The organism is Xanthobacter agilis, from assembly GCF_021730435.1.
In the GTDB taxonomy this organism is placed as follows: domain Bacteria; phylum Pseudomonadota; class Alphaproteobacteria; order Rhizobiales; family Xanthobacteraceae; genus Xanthobacter; species Xanthobacter agilis.
Map to the genome: position 1 here is coordinate 1 of NZ_JABWGX010000017.1, position 16,431 is coordinate 16,431.

Annotated in this window: 10 protein-coding genes; 7 read left to right on the top strand and 3 right to left on the bottom strand. The window is 68.1% G+C overall.

What is annotated here, in order from left to right:
- On the bottom strand, window positions 1-1,486 hold a 1,486-nt coding region (locus HUW53_RS22100; protein WP_419836127.1), incomplete at its 3' end, for an SH3 domain-containing protein.
- A 112-nt stretch (window positions 1,487-1,598) separates the two neighbouring features.
- Window positions 1,599-3,053: a helix-turn-helix domain-containing protein gene (locus tag HUW53_RS13195; protein ID WP_272904232.1), complete on the bottom strand. Its 1,455-nt coding sequence runs from the start codon at window positions 3,051-3,053 to the stop codon at window positions 1,599-1,601.
- A gap of 190 nt (window positions 3,054-3,243) precedes the next feature.
- Between HUW53_RS13195 and HUW53_RS13200 the strand changes: the two genes are divergently transcribed.
- The 7 genes from HUW53_RS13200 to HUW53_RS13230 all read left to right on the top strand — a co-directional run bounded on the left by HUW53_RS13200 (window position 3,244) and on the right by HUW53_RS13230 (window position 14,084).
- Complete coding sequence (locus tag HUW53_RS13200) at window positions 3,244-4,776, top strand: acyl-CoA carboxylase subunit beta (RefSeq protein WP_237346235.1); 1,533 nt, start codon at window positions 3,244-3,246, stop codon at window positions 4,774-4,776.
- 201 nt (window positions 4,777-4,977) lie between these two features.
- Window positions 4,978-7,005: an acetyl-CoA carboxylase biotin carboxylase subunit gene (locus HUW53_RS13205; RefSeq protein WP_237346236.1), complete on the top strand. Its 2,028-nt coding sequence runs from the start codon at window positions 4,978-4,980 to the stop codon at window positions 7,003-7,005.
- A 194-nt stretch (window positions 7,006-7,199) separates the two neighbouring features.
- The gene (locus HUW53_RS13210) at window positions 7,200-8,432 is read left to right on the top strand and encodes an SAM-dependent methyltransferase (RefSeq protein WP_237346237.1); all 1,233 of its coding nucleotides are present in this window, start codon (window positions 7,200-7,202) and stop codon (window positions 8,430-8,432) included.
- Window positions 8,433-8,598: 166 nt separating this feature from the next.
- Complete coding sequence (locus HUW53_RS13215; protein WP_237346238.1) at window positions 8,599-10,431, top strand: methylmalonyl-CoA mutase subunit beta; 1,833 nt, start codon at window positions 8,599-8,601, stop codon at window positions 10,429-10,431.
- A 22-nt stretch (window positions 10,432-10,453) separates the two neighbouring features.
- On the top strand, window positions 10,454-10,813 hold the full coding sequence (locus tag HUW53_RS13220) for a hypothetical protein (RefSeq protein ID WP_237346239.1): 360 nt from the start codon (window positions 10,454-10,456) through the stop codon (window positions 10,811-10,813).
- Window positions 10,814-10,983: 170 nt separating this feature from the next.
- Window positions 10,984-13,140 carry a methylmalonyl-CoA mutase gene (gene scpA, locus HUW53_RS13225; RefSeq protein WP_237346240.1) on the top strand — a complete coding sequence of 719 codons (2,157 nt, stop codon included), beginning with the start codon at window positions 10,984-10,986 and terminating at the stop codon, window positions 13,138-13,140.
- On the top strand, window positions 13,137-14,084 hold the full coding sequence (locus HUW53_RS13230; RefSeq protein WP_237346241.1) for an MBL fold metallo-hydrolase: 948 nt from the start codon (window positions 13,137-13,139) through the stop codon (window positions 14,082-14,084). The genes scpA and HUW53_RS13230 overlap by 4 nt, the downstream gene beginning before the upstream one ends.
- A 246-nt stretch (window positions 14,085-14,330) precedes the next feature.
- Here the strand turns inward: HUW53_RS13230 and dxs are convergent, their stop codons facing one another.
- Entirely contained in the window at window positions 14,331-16,262 is a 1,932-nt protein-coding gene (gene dxs, locus HUW53_RS13235) for a 1-deoxy-D-xylulose-5-phosphate synthase (RefSeq protein WP_237346242.1), read from the bottom strand.
- Window positions 16,263-16,431: the final 169 nt, after the last annotated feature.

Here is a 16,431-nt window from a genome sequence, read left to right on the forward strand (position 1 = left end):
CACCTGGAGCGACGGCCGGAGCGTTAGGCGCGGCCGGACGTGCCGGAGCACCCGGTGTCACCGGACGGGCACCAGGAGCATTCGGCGTACCGGGCGCCGCGGGCCGATTCGGCGCGCCGGGCGCAGGGGTCGCTCCGGGCGTCACGGGACGACCGGGAGCGACCGGGTTCACGGCCGGAGCACCAGGAGCGCCGGGGGTCACGGGACGACCGGGAGCACCCGGGTTCACAACCGGACCGCCAGGAGCACCAGGGCCACCCGGCGTACCGGGGGCCACGGGACGACCCGGCGCACCGGGGTTCACAACCGGACCGCCAGGAGCACCAGGGCGGCCGGGCGTGCCAGGGACCACGGGACGACCCGGCGCGCCGGGGTTCACAACCGGACCGCCAGGAGCACCAGGGCCACCAGGCGTACCGGGGACCACGGGACGACCCGGCGCACCGGGGTTCACAACCGGACCGCCAGGGCCACCAGGGCCACCCGGCGTGCCAGGGACCACGGGACGACCCGGCGCACCGGGGTTCACAACCGGACCGCCAGGAGCACCAGGGCCACCCGGCGTGCCAGGGACCACGGGACGACCCGGCGCACCGGGGTTCACAACCGGACCGCCAGGAGCACCAGGAGCACCAGGGCGGCCGGGCGTGCCAGGGACCACGGGACGACCCGGCGCACCGGGGTTCACAACCGGACCGCCAGGAGCACCAGGGCCACCAGGCGTACCGGGGACCACGGGACGACCCGGCGCGCCGGGGTTCACAACCGGACCGCCAGGAGCACCAGGACCGCCGGGCACAACGGGACGACCAGGACCGCCCGGGTTCACAACCGGACCGCCGGGGCCACCAGGACCGCCAGGACCACCCGCCCAGCCGGGGCCGGGCGGCGGCTGAACCGGCGGGGGCGGACGATGCCAGCCGCCGGGCGGCGGCGGGGGCGGCATATTGGGCGGCGGCGCATAATTGTTACGCCACCAGCCGGGCACGCGCGGCCCCGGAGGCGGCGGACGCCAGCCCGGACGGGGCGGCGGCGCATAGCCTTCCCAGCGGTAGCGATCCGCATACCAGGGCTGATTCACATACCAGGGACGGTTGACGTAATTGCGGTTCCAATAATCCGCCGCCGCGAAGGCGATGATGGGAACGCCGATGGCGGCAAGCCCTATGTCGGGCACCACCTCGATGCGGCGTTCGGCGACGGGAACGGCGACCGTGGCCGGCGCCTCATAGCCGAGATATTCGCTATAGACCCAGCCCCGATAGCCGTTCCACTCGACATCGCACCAGGATTCGTCCTGCAGGCAGCCCTCGATCTGGACCGGCGAGCCGTCAGGGATCACCCCCAGCGACGGGAACTCGGTGTCCGGTCCCGTCCGGATATTCACGTTCGCGGTGGAGAAACCCGGTGCCGCGGCCTGCGCCACCCCCCCGATGCCCGCCACGGCCAAGCCGGCGAACACGCCGGCAAGTCTCAGCATCCTCATGGAGCACTCCCTTTCGACTCAAACGAGCCGATGACGCAATCTAAACGCCGACGCATGGCGTTTCATGTGCGAAGGCGCGGCGTTTCACGAGCGAGAGCGCGGCCGAATTGCGTCACGAGATGGTGAATGGAATGATATCGCGCACATTTTCGTCGATGCGGATATCGCGGTCGAGCGGAGGAAAAGCCCGAAGGTCGCAATCGCGCCGCGGGCAGATGCGGCAGGAGACCCCAAGCGGCGCCACCGGCGCCGTTTTCAGATCCAGCCCGTCCGCATAGACCATGTCGTGGGCGAACGACACCTCGCACCCCAGCCCCAGCGCAAAGGCGCGCACCGGCCCCCCATGGCGCAACGGCGGCGCGGTGACCGCCCGCGCCAGGCAGATGTAGCGCACGCCGTCAGGCATCTCGCCCAATTGCACCAGGGTACGGCCCGGCATCTCGAAGGCCTCGTGCGCGTTCCAGGCCGCGCAGGCGCCGCCATGGCGGGCAAACTGAAAGCGCGTTGCGGAATGGCGCTTGGTGATGTTGCCGGCCCGGTCCACCTTGGCAAAATAAAAGGGAACCCCCTTGGCGCCCGGCCGCTGCAAGGTGGAAAGGCGGTGGCACACCTGTTCCAGGCTCGCCCCCGTCTCCAGCACCAGCCGGTCGAGATCGTGGCGGAGCGAACGGGCAAGATCCAGAAAGCGCCGATAGGGCAGCATCACCGCGCCGGCGAAATAATTGAACAAGGCAAGCCGGCAGATGTCCGCCGCGGTCTGGCTGCGGAAGCGGGCCGAGGCCACGGTCTCCGCGACCAGGTCCGCATGCTCGAGCTGGGCGATGGTGGCGGCCATGCGAAACGCCCGCGTCGGTGCCGAAAGCACCCCCGACAGGGTCAGGCGCCGCAGACGCGGATCATATTGAGACAGCGGCGCTGTAGGGTCCGCATGGCCGAGTTCCACCGTCACCCCATGGCGATGGGCAAGGTGGCCCGCGAAGGCACCCGCCGGGTCCGCCCGGTCGAGCAGCCCAAGGGCAATGGCCGTGGATTCCGCCGCGCGATCCAGGCTGTCCACATAATTGTCGATATAATGGAAAAAGTCGCGCACTTCCTCATAGGGAATGAGCTTGGCCTCGTCGGCCCGCGGCGGCACCCCGGCGGTGAGCATGTCGTCCAGGGACGCGCGCCACTCGGCGGTGCGCCGGAGCGCCACATGCATGCGCAGGAAGGCATGGGCGAAAGCGGGCGAAAGATTGGCCACCGCCTTCACATCCTGAAGGCCAAGCCCAAGGTCGCTGAACAAGGGATCGGCGGTGACTTCCCTGAGGTCGGCCACCAGGCGGTCGAGATCCTCCGCGCCGAAGGTGGTGATATCCACAGCGAATGTGCGCGAAATGGCGATCAGCACCGAGGCGGTAAGCGGTCGCTGGTTGCTCTCGATCTGGTTCACATAGGAGGGGGACACCCCGAGCCTTTGGGCCAGCTCGCCCTGCTTCAGGTCGAGCTTTTCGCGCAGGCGCCGCACCGCATGGCCGGCATAGACCTTCTGACGCAACCCCGTCCTCCCCGGCCCCCTTCGACACATCGTATTTGTGAAGCCTTCACAAATCACAACACAAAACTTTTACACATTCAAATCCTTTGTGAGTGCTGTTAGCCACCAAGCCGGCAACACGCCGGTCAGGGTTCGAAGGAAAGCGCCCATTGCGCTTTCCTTCGTTCCGGCCGCCGCTACACTCCGTGTCCATACAAAACCCACAACTGGGGGGCGTCGCATGAAGGAAATCCTCGAAGAGCTGGAGAGCCGGCGCGAGATCGCGCGGCTGGGCGGCGGCGAGCGCCGCATCAAGGCCCAGCACGCCCGCGGCAAGCTCACCGCCCGCGAGCGCATTGAGCTGCTGCTCGACCGCGGCACGTTCGAGGAATATGATACCTTCGTACAGCATCGCTGCGTCGATTTTGGCATGGAGGACCAGAAGGTTCCCGGCGACGGCGTGGTGACCGGCTGGGGCACCGTGAACGGCCGCAAGGTGTTCGTGTTCGCCAAGGACTTCACGGTGTTCGGCGGCTCCCTCTCCGAGGAGCACGCCCGCAAGATCACCAAGATCCAGGACATGGCGTTGAAGACCCGCGCCCCCATCATCGGCCTGTTCGATGCCGGCGGCGCCCGTATCCAGGAAGGCGTCGCGGCGCTCGGCGGCTATGGCGAGGTGTTCAAGCGCAACGTGCTGGCCTCCGGCGTGATCCCGCAGATCTCGCTCATCATGGGCCCGTGCGCGGGCGGCGACGTCTATTCCCCGGCCATGACCGATTTCATCTTCATGGTGCGCGACACGAGCTACATGTTCGTGACCGGCCCGGACGTGGTGAAGACCGTCACCAACGAGACCGTCACCTCGGAAGAGCTGGGCGGCGCCAAGGTGCACACCTCCAAGTCCTCGGTCGCCGACGGCGCGTTCGAGAACGATGTCGAAATGCTGCTGGAGACCCGCCGGCTCATCGACTTCCTGCCCTCCAACAACCAGGAAGGCGTGCCGACCTGGCCCTCGTTCGACGATCCCGGCCGCTTTGACGAGAGCCTCGACACCCTGGTTCCGGACAATCCGAACAAGCCCTACGACATCAAGGAGCTGATCCTCAAAGTCGTGGACGAGGGCGACTTCTTCGAGATCCAGGCCGCCTACGCCAAGAACATGGTCACCGGCTTCGGCCGCATTGAGGGGCGCACGGTGGGCTTTGTCGCCAACCAGCCCATGGTGCTGGCCGGCGTGCTCGATAGTGACGCTTCCCGCAAGGCGGCGCGCTTCGTGCGCTTCTGCGACGCGTTCGAGATCCCGATCGTCACCTTCGTGGACGTGCCCGGCTTCCTGCCCGGCACCGCGCAGGAGTATGGCGGCCTCATCAAGCACGGCGCCAAGCTGCTGTTCGCTTATTCCCAGGCCACCGTGCCGCTGGTCACCGTCATCACCCGCAAGGCCTTCGGCGGCGCTTATGACGTGATGGCCTCCAAGCATGTGGGCGCGGACGTCAACTATGCCTGGCCCACCGCCCAGATCGCGGTGATGGGTGCCAAGGGCGCGGTGGAGATCATCTTCCGGGCCGACATGGACGACCCGGAGAAGATCGCCGCCCAGACCAAGAATTACGAGCAGCGGTTTCTCTCGCCCTTCGTGGCGGCGGAGCGGGGCTATGTGGACGAGGTCATCATGCCCCACTCCACCCGGCGCCGGCTGGCCCGGGCGCTGGCCATGCTGCGCACCAAGAAGCTCGAGCAGCCCCCGCGCAAGCACGACAACATGCCGCTCTGAGCGGCTGGGACCGATCAAAGGCCTCTCCCCGCCGAGGTCGCGCCTGCCCCCTCCCCAGCCCTCCCCCGCAAGCGGGAGAGGGAGCCGGTGGGAAGCGGTGCGCTGAAGCCCTCTCCCGCTTGCGGGGGAGGGTTGGGAGGGGGAACAGCTCCCTTAGATTTTCAGCGCCACTGCCACAGGCGCTTCAAGGAACCGCACGCAATGTTCTCGAAAATCCTGATCGCGAACCGGGGCGAGATCGCCTGCCGCGTCATCAAGACGGCGCGCAAGATGGGCATCAAGACCGTGGCCGTCTATTCCGAGGCGGACAAGGACGCCCTCCATGTGGAGATGGCGGACGAGGCCGTGTTCATCGGCCCGCCCCAGGCGGCACAGTCCTACCTCATCGCCGAGAAGATCGTGGAAGCCTGCATGCTCACCCACGCCGAGGCGGTGCATCCGGGCTACGGCTTCCTGTCGGAGCGCGCCTCGTTCCCCAAGCTGTTGGCCGAGCACGGCATCGTCTTCATCGGCCCGAACCCCCATGCCATCGACGCCATGGGTGACAAGATCGAGTCCAAGAAGGCGGCCGCCGCGGCCAGGGTTTCCACCGTTCCCGGCTATCTCGGCGTGATCGAGAATGGCGTGGAAGCCGCCCGCATCGCCGACGAGATCGGCTATCCGGTGATGATCAAGGCCTCCGCCGGCGGCGGCGGCAAGGGCATGCGTATCGCCCATTCCCGCTCGGAAGTGCAGGACGGCTTCGATCGCGCCCGCTCGGAGGCCAAGTCCTCCTTCGGCGATGACCGCGTGTTCGTGGAAAAGTTCATCGTCGATCCGCGCCACATCGAGATCCAGGTGCTGGGCGACAAGCACGGCAACGTGATCTACCTGGGCGAGCGCGAATGCTCCATCCAGCGCCGCAACCAGAAGGTGGTCGAGGAAGCCCCCTCCCCGCTCTTGGACGAGGCCACCCGCAAGAAGATGGGCGAGCAGGCCGTGGCCCTCGCCAAGGCCGTCGGCTACGACAGCGCCGGCACGGTGGAGTTCGTCGCCGGCCAGGACAAGAGCTTCTACTTCCTGGAGATGAATACCCGCCTGCAGGTGGAACATCCGGTGACCGAGCTCATCACCGGCATCGACCTCGTGGAGCAGATGATCCGCGTGGCGGCGGGCGAACCCCTTTCCATCACCCAGGACGACGTGAAGCTCACTGGCTGGGCGGTGGAAAGCCGTATCTATGCGGAAGATCCCTACCGCAACTTCCTGCCCTCCACCGGCCGCCTGGTGCGCTACCGGCCGCCGGTGGAAGGCAAGACCGGCCCCATCACCGTGCGCAACGACACCGGCGTCTATGAGGGCGGCGAGATCTCGCTGTTCTACGATCCGATGATCGCCAAGCTCGTCACCCACGCCCCCACCCGTGCCATGGCCATCGAGGCTCAGGCGGTGGCGCTGGACGCGTTCGCCATCGACGGCATCGGCCACAACATTCCGTTCCTTTCGGCCCTGATGGCGCATCCGCGCTGGCAGGAGGGCCGCCTGTCCACCGGCTTCATCGCCGAGGAATATCCGGACGGCTTCTTCCCCCGCGTGCCGGACGGTGAATTAGTGCATACGCTGTCGGCGGTGGCAGCGGTGATCGACCACATCCACAACACCCGCAAGCGGCAGATTTCCGGCCAGACCTCGGGGGTCCCGGTGGCCTTCGCCAAGCGCCGCATCGCGCATCTTTCCGCCGGCGAGGACGTCATCGCCACGGCGTGCGAGGTTGAGGCGGTGGACGGCGGCTACAAGGTCCAGATCTTCGACAAGGAGGGCAATCCGGGCCACGCCCACCTGCTGCGCTCCGCCTGGAAGCCGGGCGACGTGGTGTGGAGCGGCACCATCGATGCTGACCAGGTGGCGGTGCAGGTGCGCACCATTCCCAATGGCTATGCCCTCGCCCATCGCGGCATCGCCACCAAGGCGCGGGTCTACACCGAGTTGTCGGCCGGCCTTGCGGCGCTGATGCCCAAGAAGGAAAACGCCGGCGGCGGCAAGGAATTGCTCTGCCCCATGCCCGGCCTCGTGGTCTCCGTCGCCGTCACCCCCGGCCAGGAGGTGAAGAACGGCGAGATCCTCGCCATCGTGGAAGCCATGAAGATGGAGAACGTGCTGCGCGCCGAGCGCGACGGCATCATCAAGGCGGTCCACGCCAAGGCCGGCGACAGCCTCGCGGTCGACGCGGTGATCCTGGAATTCGCGTGATGACCCCGGCGCGCAAGGCCCCTCTCCCCATGCGCCTGCGCGCCGCCATGCCCGGACGTGTTCCGGGCCCTCCCGCCCCGGTCCCCGGCCTGCGCCGGGCTTCGGGGCGCGGCCTGTTCGACATCGACGCCCGGGACAAGCCCGACGCGGGAGGTTACCTTCTGCCCGCCCCCCTGCGGAAGGACACCTGACCCATGCGCCTGCTCTCCCATCTGCTGAAGCGCTTCGTGGAAAAAGGACGCCTGACGGTCCTCACCAGCGACGGCGCGCGCCATGTGTTCGGCTCGGGCGAGGGCGGCCCGTCCGTCACCGTGCGCATGCACGACAAGAAGCTGGAGAAGGAGCTGTTCTTCAATCCAGAGCTGGTGGCCGCGGAAGCCTATATGGACGGCCGCCTGTCGTTCGAGGACGAGGCCGGCGCGTTCGAGCTGTTGTATCTGTTTTCGGTGAACCGCAAGGGCCTCGGCAGCCATCCGGTGCAGCAGGCGCTCAGGCAGGCGTGGCGCTCGGTGCGACGCTTCCAGCAGGCGAACCCGATCGGCAAGGCGAAGGAAAACGTCTCCAGCCATTACGACCACCCGGCCGCCTTCTACCGGCTGTGGCTGGACGAGACCATGACCTATTCCTGCGCCTATTTCCGCGAGCCCGACGAGCCGCTGGCGGAGGCGCAGCGCAACAAGTTCCGTCACATCGCCGCCAAGCTGAAGATCGCACCCGGCATGAGGGTGGCCGAGATCGGCTCGGGCTGGGGGGGGCTGGCCATCTACATGGCGCAGGCGTGCGGGGCGAAAGTCACCGCCATCAACGTCTCGCCCGAGCAGCTCGCGGAGAGCCGGCGGCTGGCCCAGCTTGCCGGCGTCGCCGACAGCATCGACTTCCGCGAGGTGGATTATCGCGAGTTGAAGGGCAAGTTCGACCGCGTGGTGTCCATCGGCATGATGGAGCATGTGGGGGTCGCCCACTATGATGAATACTTCACCACCATCCGCGACCTTCTGAGCGAGGGCGGCTTCGCCTTGGTGCACGCCATCGGCCGCATGTCGCCGCCCGGCACCACCGCGCCCTTCATCCGCAAATACATCTTCCCCGGCGGCTATGTGCCGGCGCTGTCGGAAGTCCTCGCCGCAACCGAACGCACCCACCTGTGGGTAGACGATTGCGAGGTGCTGCGGCTGCATTATTACTGGACCATCCGCGCCTGGCGGCGAAACTTCATGGCCAAGCGCGCCGAGGTGGACGCCATGATGGGCGCGCGCTTCGGCCGCATGTGGGAATTCTACCTCGCGGCCGTGGAACTCGGCTTCCTGCACGGCTCCAACATGGTGTTCCAGCTGCTGCTTTCGGACAAGCGCGACGACGTGCCGGTGCTGCGCGACTACATGTTTGACACCGAGCGCGCCCTCGCCGCGCGGGAGGGCGGAACATGACCGCCCCTCGCACCCGCAGTTGCGGCCCCCTCTTTCCGGCGCGGCCCGTGGCGGCGCCACGGTCCCCCGACCTCACGCGGCGCGCCTGGCCCGTCCCCGATGCCGGGTGCCCGGCCATCGTCGCGCACCGCCATACTCCCTGTCTCGTCCCTTCGGAGGCTCAGCCATGACCACCCTGCCCTTCGCCACCGATCTTCCCCCCGTCACCCGGGAGGACTGGCTGAAGCTGGTGGATGGCGTGCTCAAGGGCGCGCCCTACGACAAGAAGATGGTGACCGCCACCTATGAGGGCCTCGCCCTCGACGCCTTGCCGCCGCGCAAGGGCACGGCACCGATCCTCGCCGGTCGCGCCGCCGCCGCCCCCTGGACCATTTCCATGCGGGTGGACCAGCCGGACCTTGCGGCCGCCAATGCCCAGGCGCTGGAGGATCTCGACGGCGGCGCCTCCGGCCTCTCCCTGGTGTTCGCCTCTAGCCCCGAGGCTCATGGCTTCGGCCTGCCGGACGGTGCCGACCTCGATGCGGTGCTGGAAGGGGTGATGCTCGACCTGATCGAGACGCGGATCGAGAGCGGGGCGTTCACGGGGCGGGAGGACGCGCTCGCCTTCGCCGCGCTGGTGGAAAAGCGCGGGCTTGATCCCAGGAGCGTTGCGGTCTCCTTCGGCCTCGATCCGCTGGGCGATTTCGCGGCGGCGGGCACCATGCCCATCACCTGGGGCTTGCTCGCCAAGCGTTTCACCGAGACCTCCGCCATCCTCGCGGCGAAGGGCTTCAAGGGTCCCATCGCCCGCGCCTCGGGCCATGTCTTCCACGCGGCCGGCGCCTCCGACGCGCAGGAGCTGGCGGCGGTGCTCGCCTCCGCCGTCGCCTATCTCAAGGCCTATGGGGACGCCGGCGTGTCCCTGGAAGAGGCGGCGCCCCGCATCGATGTGGCCCTGGTGGCCGATGTGAACCAGACCGCCACCATTGCCAAGTTCCGCGCCATCCGCCTGCTGTGGGGCGCGGTGCTGCGCGAGTGCGGACTGCCCGAGACCGCGCTGAAGGTGCACGCCACCACGGCGTGGCGCTCCATGACCCGCCGCGATCCTTACGTGAACCTGCTGCGCAGCACCGTTGCCGCGTTCTCCGCCGGCGTTGGCGGCGCGGACAGCCTCACCGTGCTGCCGTTCACCCAGGCGCTGGGCCTGCCCGATGCCTTCGCCCGCCGCCTCGCCCGCAACACCCAGGTGATGCTGATCGAGGAATCCAACGTGCACCGGGTGGCCGATCCGGCCGCCGGAGCCGGCGCGGTGGAGGCCCACACCGACGGCCTCGCGGAAAAGGCGTGGGATCTGTTCCGCACCATCGAGCGGCGCGGCGGGCTTGCCGACGTTTTGTCCGACCGCTGGCTCCAGGGCGAGATCGCCGAGGTGAAGGGGCGTCGCGACAAGGATGTCGCCACCCGCAAGGCGCCCATCACCGGTACCTCCGAATTCCCCATCCTGGTGCAGGCCGCCGCCGAGGTGCTGGCGCCGCTGGCCGCCGAACCAGCCCCGGTCAACGACGGCGCGCTCCAGCCGCACCGCATCTCGGAGCCTTTCGAGGCCCTGCGCGACGCGGCGGACGCGGCGGCTCAGCCGCCCAAGGTGTTCCTGGCCACCCTCGGCCCGGTCGCGGCCTTTACCGCCCGCGCGACCTTCGCCAAGAACTTCTTTGAGGCCGGCGGCATCGCCGCCCCCGTGCCGGAGGGCTTTGCCGATCTCGATGCCCTGGTGCGCGCCTTCAAGGCAGCCGGCACCCCGTTTGCGTGCCTTGCCTCCTCCGACGAGGTCTACGGCACGGACGCGGCCGCGGCGGCCAAGGCGCTGGCGGCGGCGGGTGCCGGCGCGGTCTGGCTCGCGGGCAAGCCGACCGCGATCGAGGCGGAATTGAAGGCGGCCGGCGTGTCCGGCTTCATCTTCGCCGGCTGCAACGTGCTCGAAGCCCTGGCCGCCGCCCAGGGCGCCGCCGGGCTGAAGTGAGACGCGCGCCGGGAGCACTTCCATGTCGTCACGGCTGACCACCCTTGCCCTTGTCGCCGCGAGTCTCGCACCCGCGGCGACAGCCGGCGCCGCCTCGCGCCATGACGGCATCTGGAGCATCACCACATCGGCGGAAGAGGGCCGCTGCGACACCAATTTCGACTTCAAGCTCAGGGTGAAGGATGGCAAAGTCACCTATGCGGGCTTCTGGCCGGTGACCGCCACCGGCGGCATCAGCAAACTCGGCGTGGTGAACATGACCCTAGTCCACGGCCGCCGACGCGTAATCGCGAAGGGGCTGGCGGAGGGCAACGCCGCCTCCGGAAAGTGGACATCGCCGCAGCCCAAGTGCTCCGGCGCCTGGTTCGCCAAACGCGCGTGAGCAAGGCAGCTGGGCACCGGTCGAAGACCGGCTCCGAATTAAGAAAAGAGTGCGCGCGAGCGCGGGGAAGAGCACGGCGCGCCTGACGGCGCCACCACAGATCCAAGGGCAGGTCCCGGCACGCGCGCCGCGGACCGCATGAAAGCCCGAGCATTCAAGGGGATAGAACCATGAGCCAGATCCCGAACTTCGCCGCCATCGACTGGCGCGCCCCGGACGTGGCGCAGCCGGCGAGCGCCGCCCCGAGTTGGACCACGCCCGAAGGCATCGACGTGAAGCCGCTCTATGGCCCCGCCGATATCGCCGGCTTGAGCTATATCGACACCTATCCCGGCATCGCCCCGTTCCTGCGCGGCCCCTATGCCGGCATGTATGCCACCCAGCCGTGGACCATTCGCCAATATGCCGGCTTCTCGACGGCGGAGGATTCCAACGCCTTCTACCGGCGCAATCTCGCCGCTGGCCAGAAGGGCCTGTCGGTGGCGTTCGACCTCGCCACCCACCGTGGCTATGACAGCGACCACCCGCGTGTCGCCGGCGACGTGGGCATGGCGGGGGTCGCCATCGACAGCATCTACGACATGCGCACCCTGTTTTCCGGCATTCCGCTGGACCAGATGAGCGTGTCCATGACCATGAACGGGGCGGTGCTGCCGATCCTCGCGCTCTATGTGGTCGCCGGCGAGGAACAGGGCGTAGCCCACGCCAAGCTGTCCGGCACCATCCAGAACGATATTCTCAAAGAATTCATGGTGCGGAACACTTATATCTATCCGCCCGCTCCTTCCATGCGCATCATCTCCGACATCTTCGCTTATACGTCGAAGGAGATGCCGCGCTTCAACTCCATCTCCATTTCCGGCTACCACATGCAGGAAGCCGGCGCGACCCAGGACCTGGAGCTGGCCTATACCCTCGCGGACGGCGTGGAATATGGCCGCGCCGGGGCCGCCGCGGGCCTTCCCATCGACGTGTTCGCGCCGCGCCTGTCGTTCTTCTGGGCGATCGGCATGAACTTCTTCATGGAGGTGGCGAAGCTGCGCGCCGCCCGCCTCCTGTGGACGCGCCTGATGAGCGATCTCGGCGCCAAGAACCCGAAGTCGCTGCCCCTGCGCACTCACTCGCAGACGTCGGGCTGGTCGCTCACCGCCCAGGACGTGTTCAACAACGTCATGCGCACCGCCATCGAGGCGATGGCGGCGACCCAGGGCCAGACCCAGTCGCTGCACACCAACGCCCTCGACGAGGCGCTGGCGCTGCCCACCGACTTCTCCGCCCGCATCGCCCGCAACACCCAGATCCTGCTGCAGCAGGAAAGCGGCACCACCCGACAGATCGATCTGTGGGGCGGCTCCTTCTATGTGGAGAAGCTCACCCACGATCTGGCCGCCAAGGCCTGGGCCCACATCCAGGAAGTGGAAGCTCTGGGCGGCATGGCCAAGGCCATCGAGGCCGGCATCCCCAAGCTGCGCATCGAGGAGGCGGCGGCCACCACCCAGGCCCGCATCGACGGCGGCGCCCAGACCGTGGTCGGCGTGAACAAGTTCAAGCCGCTCAAGGACAAGATCATCGACGTGCTGAAGGTGGAAAATGCCGCCGTGCGCGCCGCCCAGATCGAGAAGCTCCAGCGTCTTCGGGCCGAGCGCAACCCGGTCGAGGTAGAGGCGGCGCTGACCGCCCTTACCAACGGCGCCGCCGGCAACGGCAACCTCTTGGAGCTCGCCGTCAACGCCGCCCGCGTGAAAGCCACCGTGGGCGAGATTTCCGATGCGCTGGAGAAGGTGTTCGGCCGCCATCGCGCCGAGATCCGCGCCATTTCCGGCGTCTACAAGCGGGAGGCCTCCGCCATGACGGACAAGGTCGGAAAGGTTCAGAAGCTGGTGGAAGCGTTTGAGCATGCGGAAGGCCGCCGGCCGCGCATCCTGGTGGCCAAGGTGGGCCAGGACGGCCACGACCGCGGCCAGAAGGTGATCGCCTCCGCGTTCGCCGATCTCGGCTTCGACGTGGACATCGGCCCCCTGTTCGCCACTCCGGAAGAGGCCGCCCGCCAGGCGGTGGAGAACGACGTGCACGTGGTGGGCATCTCCTCGCTCGCCGCCGGCCATCTCACTTTGGTGCCGGCGCTGAAAAAGGCGCTGGAGGCGGAAGGCCGCGGCGACATCATGGTGGTGGTGGGCGGCGTGGTGCCGCCGCAGGATTACGACGCCCTCAAGGCGTTCGGCGCCGAAGCCATTTTCCCGCCCGGCACCGTCATCGCCGATGCCGCCACGGAGCTGCTCAAAACCCTTTCGCAGCGCCTCGGCCACACTCTCGAAGCGGCCGAGTGACGCCCCCCATGCCCGGCGGCGCGCTCCCCCCCTCCGCCGGCGCTCCGGCCTTTGCGCCACCCGGCTCCACCCTGCGCATCCTGGAGCCGGCGGCGCAGCCGCCCCGCGGGCGGCTCGTGGCCTTCTACGACGGGCGCATTGCCGGCACGCGGCTCCACAGCGCCGCTGAAAACTGGCTGGACGATGGCGCCTACGCCCTCGGCATCGCCACTTACGCCCTCATCGATGGCGGGGAGGCGCTGGTCTATGATCCGCACATCTCGCTTGCCCATGCGCGGCTCGTGCGCGCCGCGGTGGAGGAGCGGGGGGCGCGGCGCGTGCGCCTCGTGTTGAGCCACTGGCACGACGACCATGTGGCCGGCAACGCGGTGTTCGCCGATTGCGAAATCATCGCCAGCGCCGAAACCGCGACCTTGCTCGAACAGCACCGGGCGCGGCTCGAAGGCGGCGACCCGCCCATCACCCCCCTGATCCGGCCCAACAGCATCTTCCGCGGACGGCTCGATCTCACCGTGGGCCGCCTTTCCGTCACGCTTCACCAGATGGACATCCACAGCCGCGACGGGGTGGTGGCGCTGCTGCCCGGCGGCATCCTTCTGGCCGGCGACACGCTGGAAGACCCCATCACCTATGTGGACGAGGCGGACCGCCTCGCGGTGCACCTTCAAAACCTCGACGCGCTCGCGGCGCTGCGCGCAACACACATCCTGCCCAATCATGGCGCGCCGGACGTGATCGCGGCCCAGGGGTACGGACCGGAGCTGATCGCGGCGACCAGGCTCTATGTCTCCAAACTATTGCGGCTGAAGGCGGAACCCGAGCTGGCCGCGCTCGACCTGCGCACCTTCGCGGCCGACGCCTTCGCCACCGGCGCCATCACCTATTTCGAGCCGTACGAGGCCGTGCACCGGCGCAATGTGGAGGCCATGCTCCATTCGCGATGACCCGCCACCGGCCGCCACGCCACACCTGTGGACACACCTGGACGTGGGGGACAGAATGGACCGGCTGAAGCGCTGTGCGGCCATCCGCCACAGAGCTTCAGGGACGCTGAACGCCTGACGCTGGAACAACGCTGTTCTGCTCCGAAAACTTCCAGCCGCTGAGCGATGACATCGCCCATTTGCGCACCGCGCCCGCTCGGCTCTTCCGGTGGGAGTGAAACCGGGTGAGGATGGCGCGCGTCGCCGTCACCCCGCCTTGACCAGCCCCCGCCCAGCCTGCACCGCACCGAGCAATCCTTCCGCCTTGGCGCAGATGGCGTCGGCGTCGAGGCCGGCCTGCGCGAGCTGGCGGGCTTGCGTGTCCTGGTCGATGTAGATGTCGGGCAAAACCATGGCCCGCACCTTCAGGCTCCCCCGGTCGAGCAGACCCTCGTCGGTAAGAAGCTGAAGCACATGGCTGCCGAAGCCGCCCACGGACCCCTCTTCCACCGTAATGAGCGCGCGGTGACCGGCGGCAAGCCTCAGAAGCAGATCGCGATCGAGGGGCTTGGCGAAACGGGCATCGGCCACGCTCACCTTCAGCCCCTTGGCCTCCAGCCGTTCGGCCGCCTTCAGGCAGTCGGCGAGGCGCGTGCCCAGGGCGACCAGGGCGAGGTCGCCCTCGCCCATACCCGACACCAGCCGGCCCATGCCGATGGGCAGCACCGCGCCCCGCTCCGGCCGGTCCACCCCCACGCCTTCGCCGCGCGGGAAGCGGATGGCGAGCGGCCCGTCGTTGTAGGCCACGGCAGTCGCCATCATATGGGTCAGCTCCGCTTCATCGGCGGGCGCCATCAGCACCATGCCGGGCAGACAGGCGAGAAAGGCGACGTCGAACGCCCCGGCATGGGTCGCCCCGTCGGCGCCCACAAGGCCCGCGCGATCAAGGATGAAGCGCACTGGCAAGCCCTGGAGCGCGACATCGTGCACCACCTGGTCATAGCCGCGCTGGAGAAAGGTGGAATAGATGGCGCAGAATGGCTTGAAGCCTTCCGCCGCCAGCCCGGCGGCGAACGTCACCGCATGCTGCTCGGCGATACCCACGTCGAAGGTGCGCTGCGGATGGACCTGTCCGAACAGGTCGAGCCCGGTGCCGGTGGGCATGGCGGCGGTCACGGCGACCACCTTGTCGTCGCGCCCGGCCTCCGCGATCAGGCTTTCGGCGAACACGCGCGTATAGGACGGCGCGTTGGATTTCGCCTTCTGCTGCGCGCCGGTCAAGACATCGAACTTGACCACACCATGATACTTGTCAGCGCTGGCCTCGGCGGGGGCATAGCCCTTGCCTTTCTGGGTCACCACATGGACCAGGATCGGCCCGCTCTTGGCGTCGCGGACGTTCTTCAGCACCGGCAGCAGGTGGTCGAGGTTGTGCCCGTCGATGGGGCCCACATAATAGAAGCCCAGTTCCTCGAACAGGGTGCCCCCGGTCCAGAAGCCGCGGGCGAACTCCTCGGCCCTCTGGGCGCCGCGCTCCACGAACTTGGGCAGGCGGCCGGCGAGCTGCTTGCCAATCTCACGCAGCGACAGATAAGTCTGCCCGGAAATCAGCCGCGCCAGATACGCCGACATGGCTCCCGTGGGCGGGGCGATGGACATGTCGTTGTCGTTGAGAATGACGATGAGGCGGCTATCCATGGCGCCCGCATTGTTCATGGCCTCATAGGCCATGCCGGCGGACATGGCGCCATCGCCGATGACGCACACCACGTTGCGGTCCCCGCCCGAAAGGTCCCGCGCCACCGCCATGCCAAGCCCGGCCGAAATGGAGGTGGAGGAATGGGCCGCGCCGAACGGATCGTAGACGCTCTCGGAACGCTTGGTAAAACCGGAAAGGCCGCCACCCTGCCGCAGGGTGCGGATACGATCGCGCCGGCCGGTGAGAATCTTGTGAGGGTAGCACTGGTGCCCCACGTCCCAGATCAGCCGGTCATGGGGGGTATTGAAAACGCGGTGCAAAGCTACCGTCAACTCGACCACGCCCAGCCCCGCCCCGAGGTGCCCACCGGTGACGGACACCGCGTCGATGGTCTCCGCGCGCAATTCCGCGGCGAGCTGGGCCAGCTTCTCCGGGGGCAGGCGCCGCACGTCGGCGGCATCCTTAATGGTATCGAGCAACGGGGTCTGCAAAGGCGTCACGGAACCACTCCGCGCCGGACCTGCCGGCGACAAGCGAGGCTTACACAGGGAAATGATACGGCGCAACGCGCCGCATACACCATTAGACCTGTGGCGTGCGCAACTCTTCGCGCCTGGGTGAGGCGGCTTCAAGGCGCCCGGATCAGGGGTCCGGGCGCCGGAAGGAGGG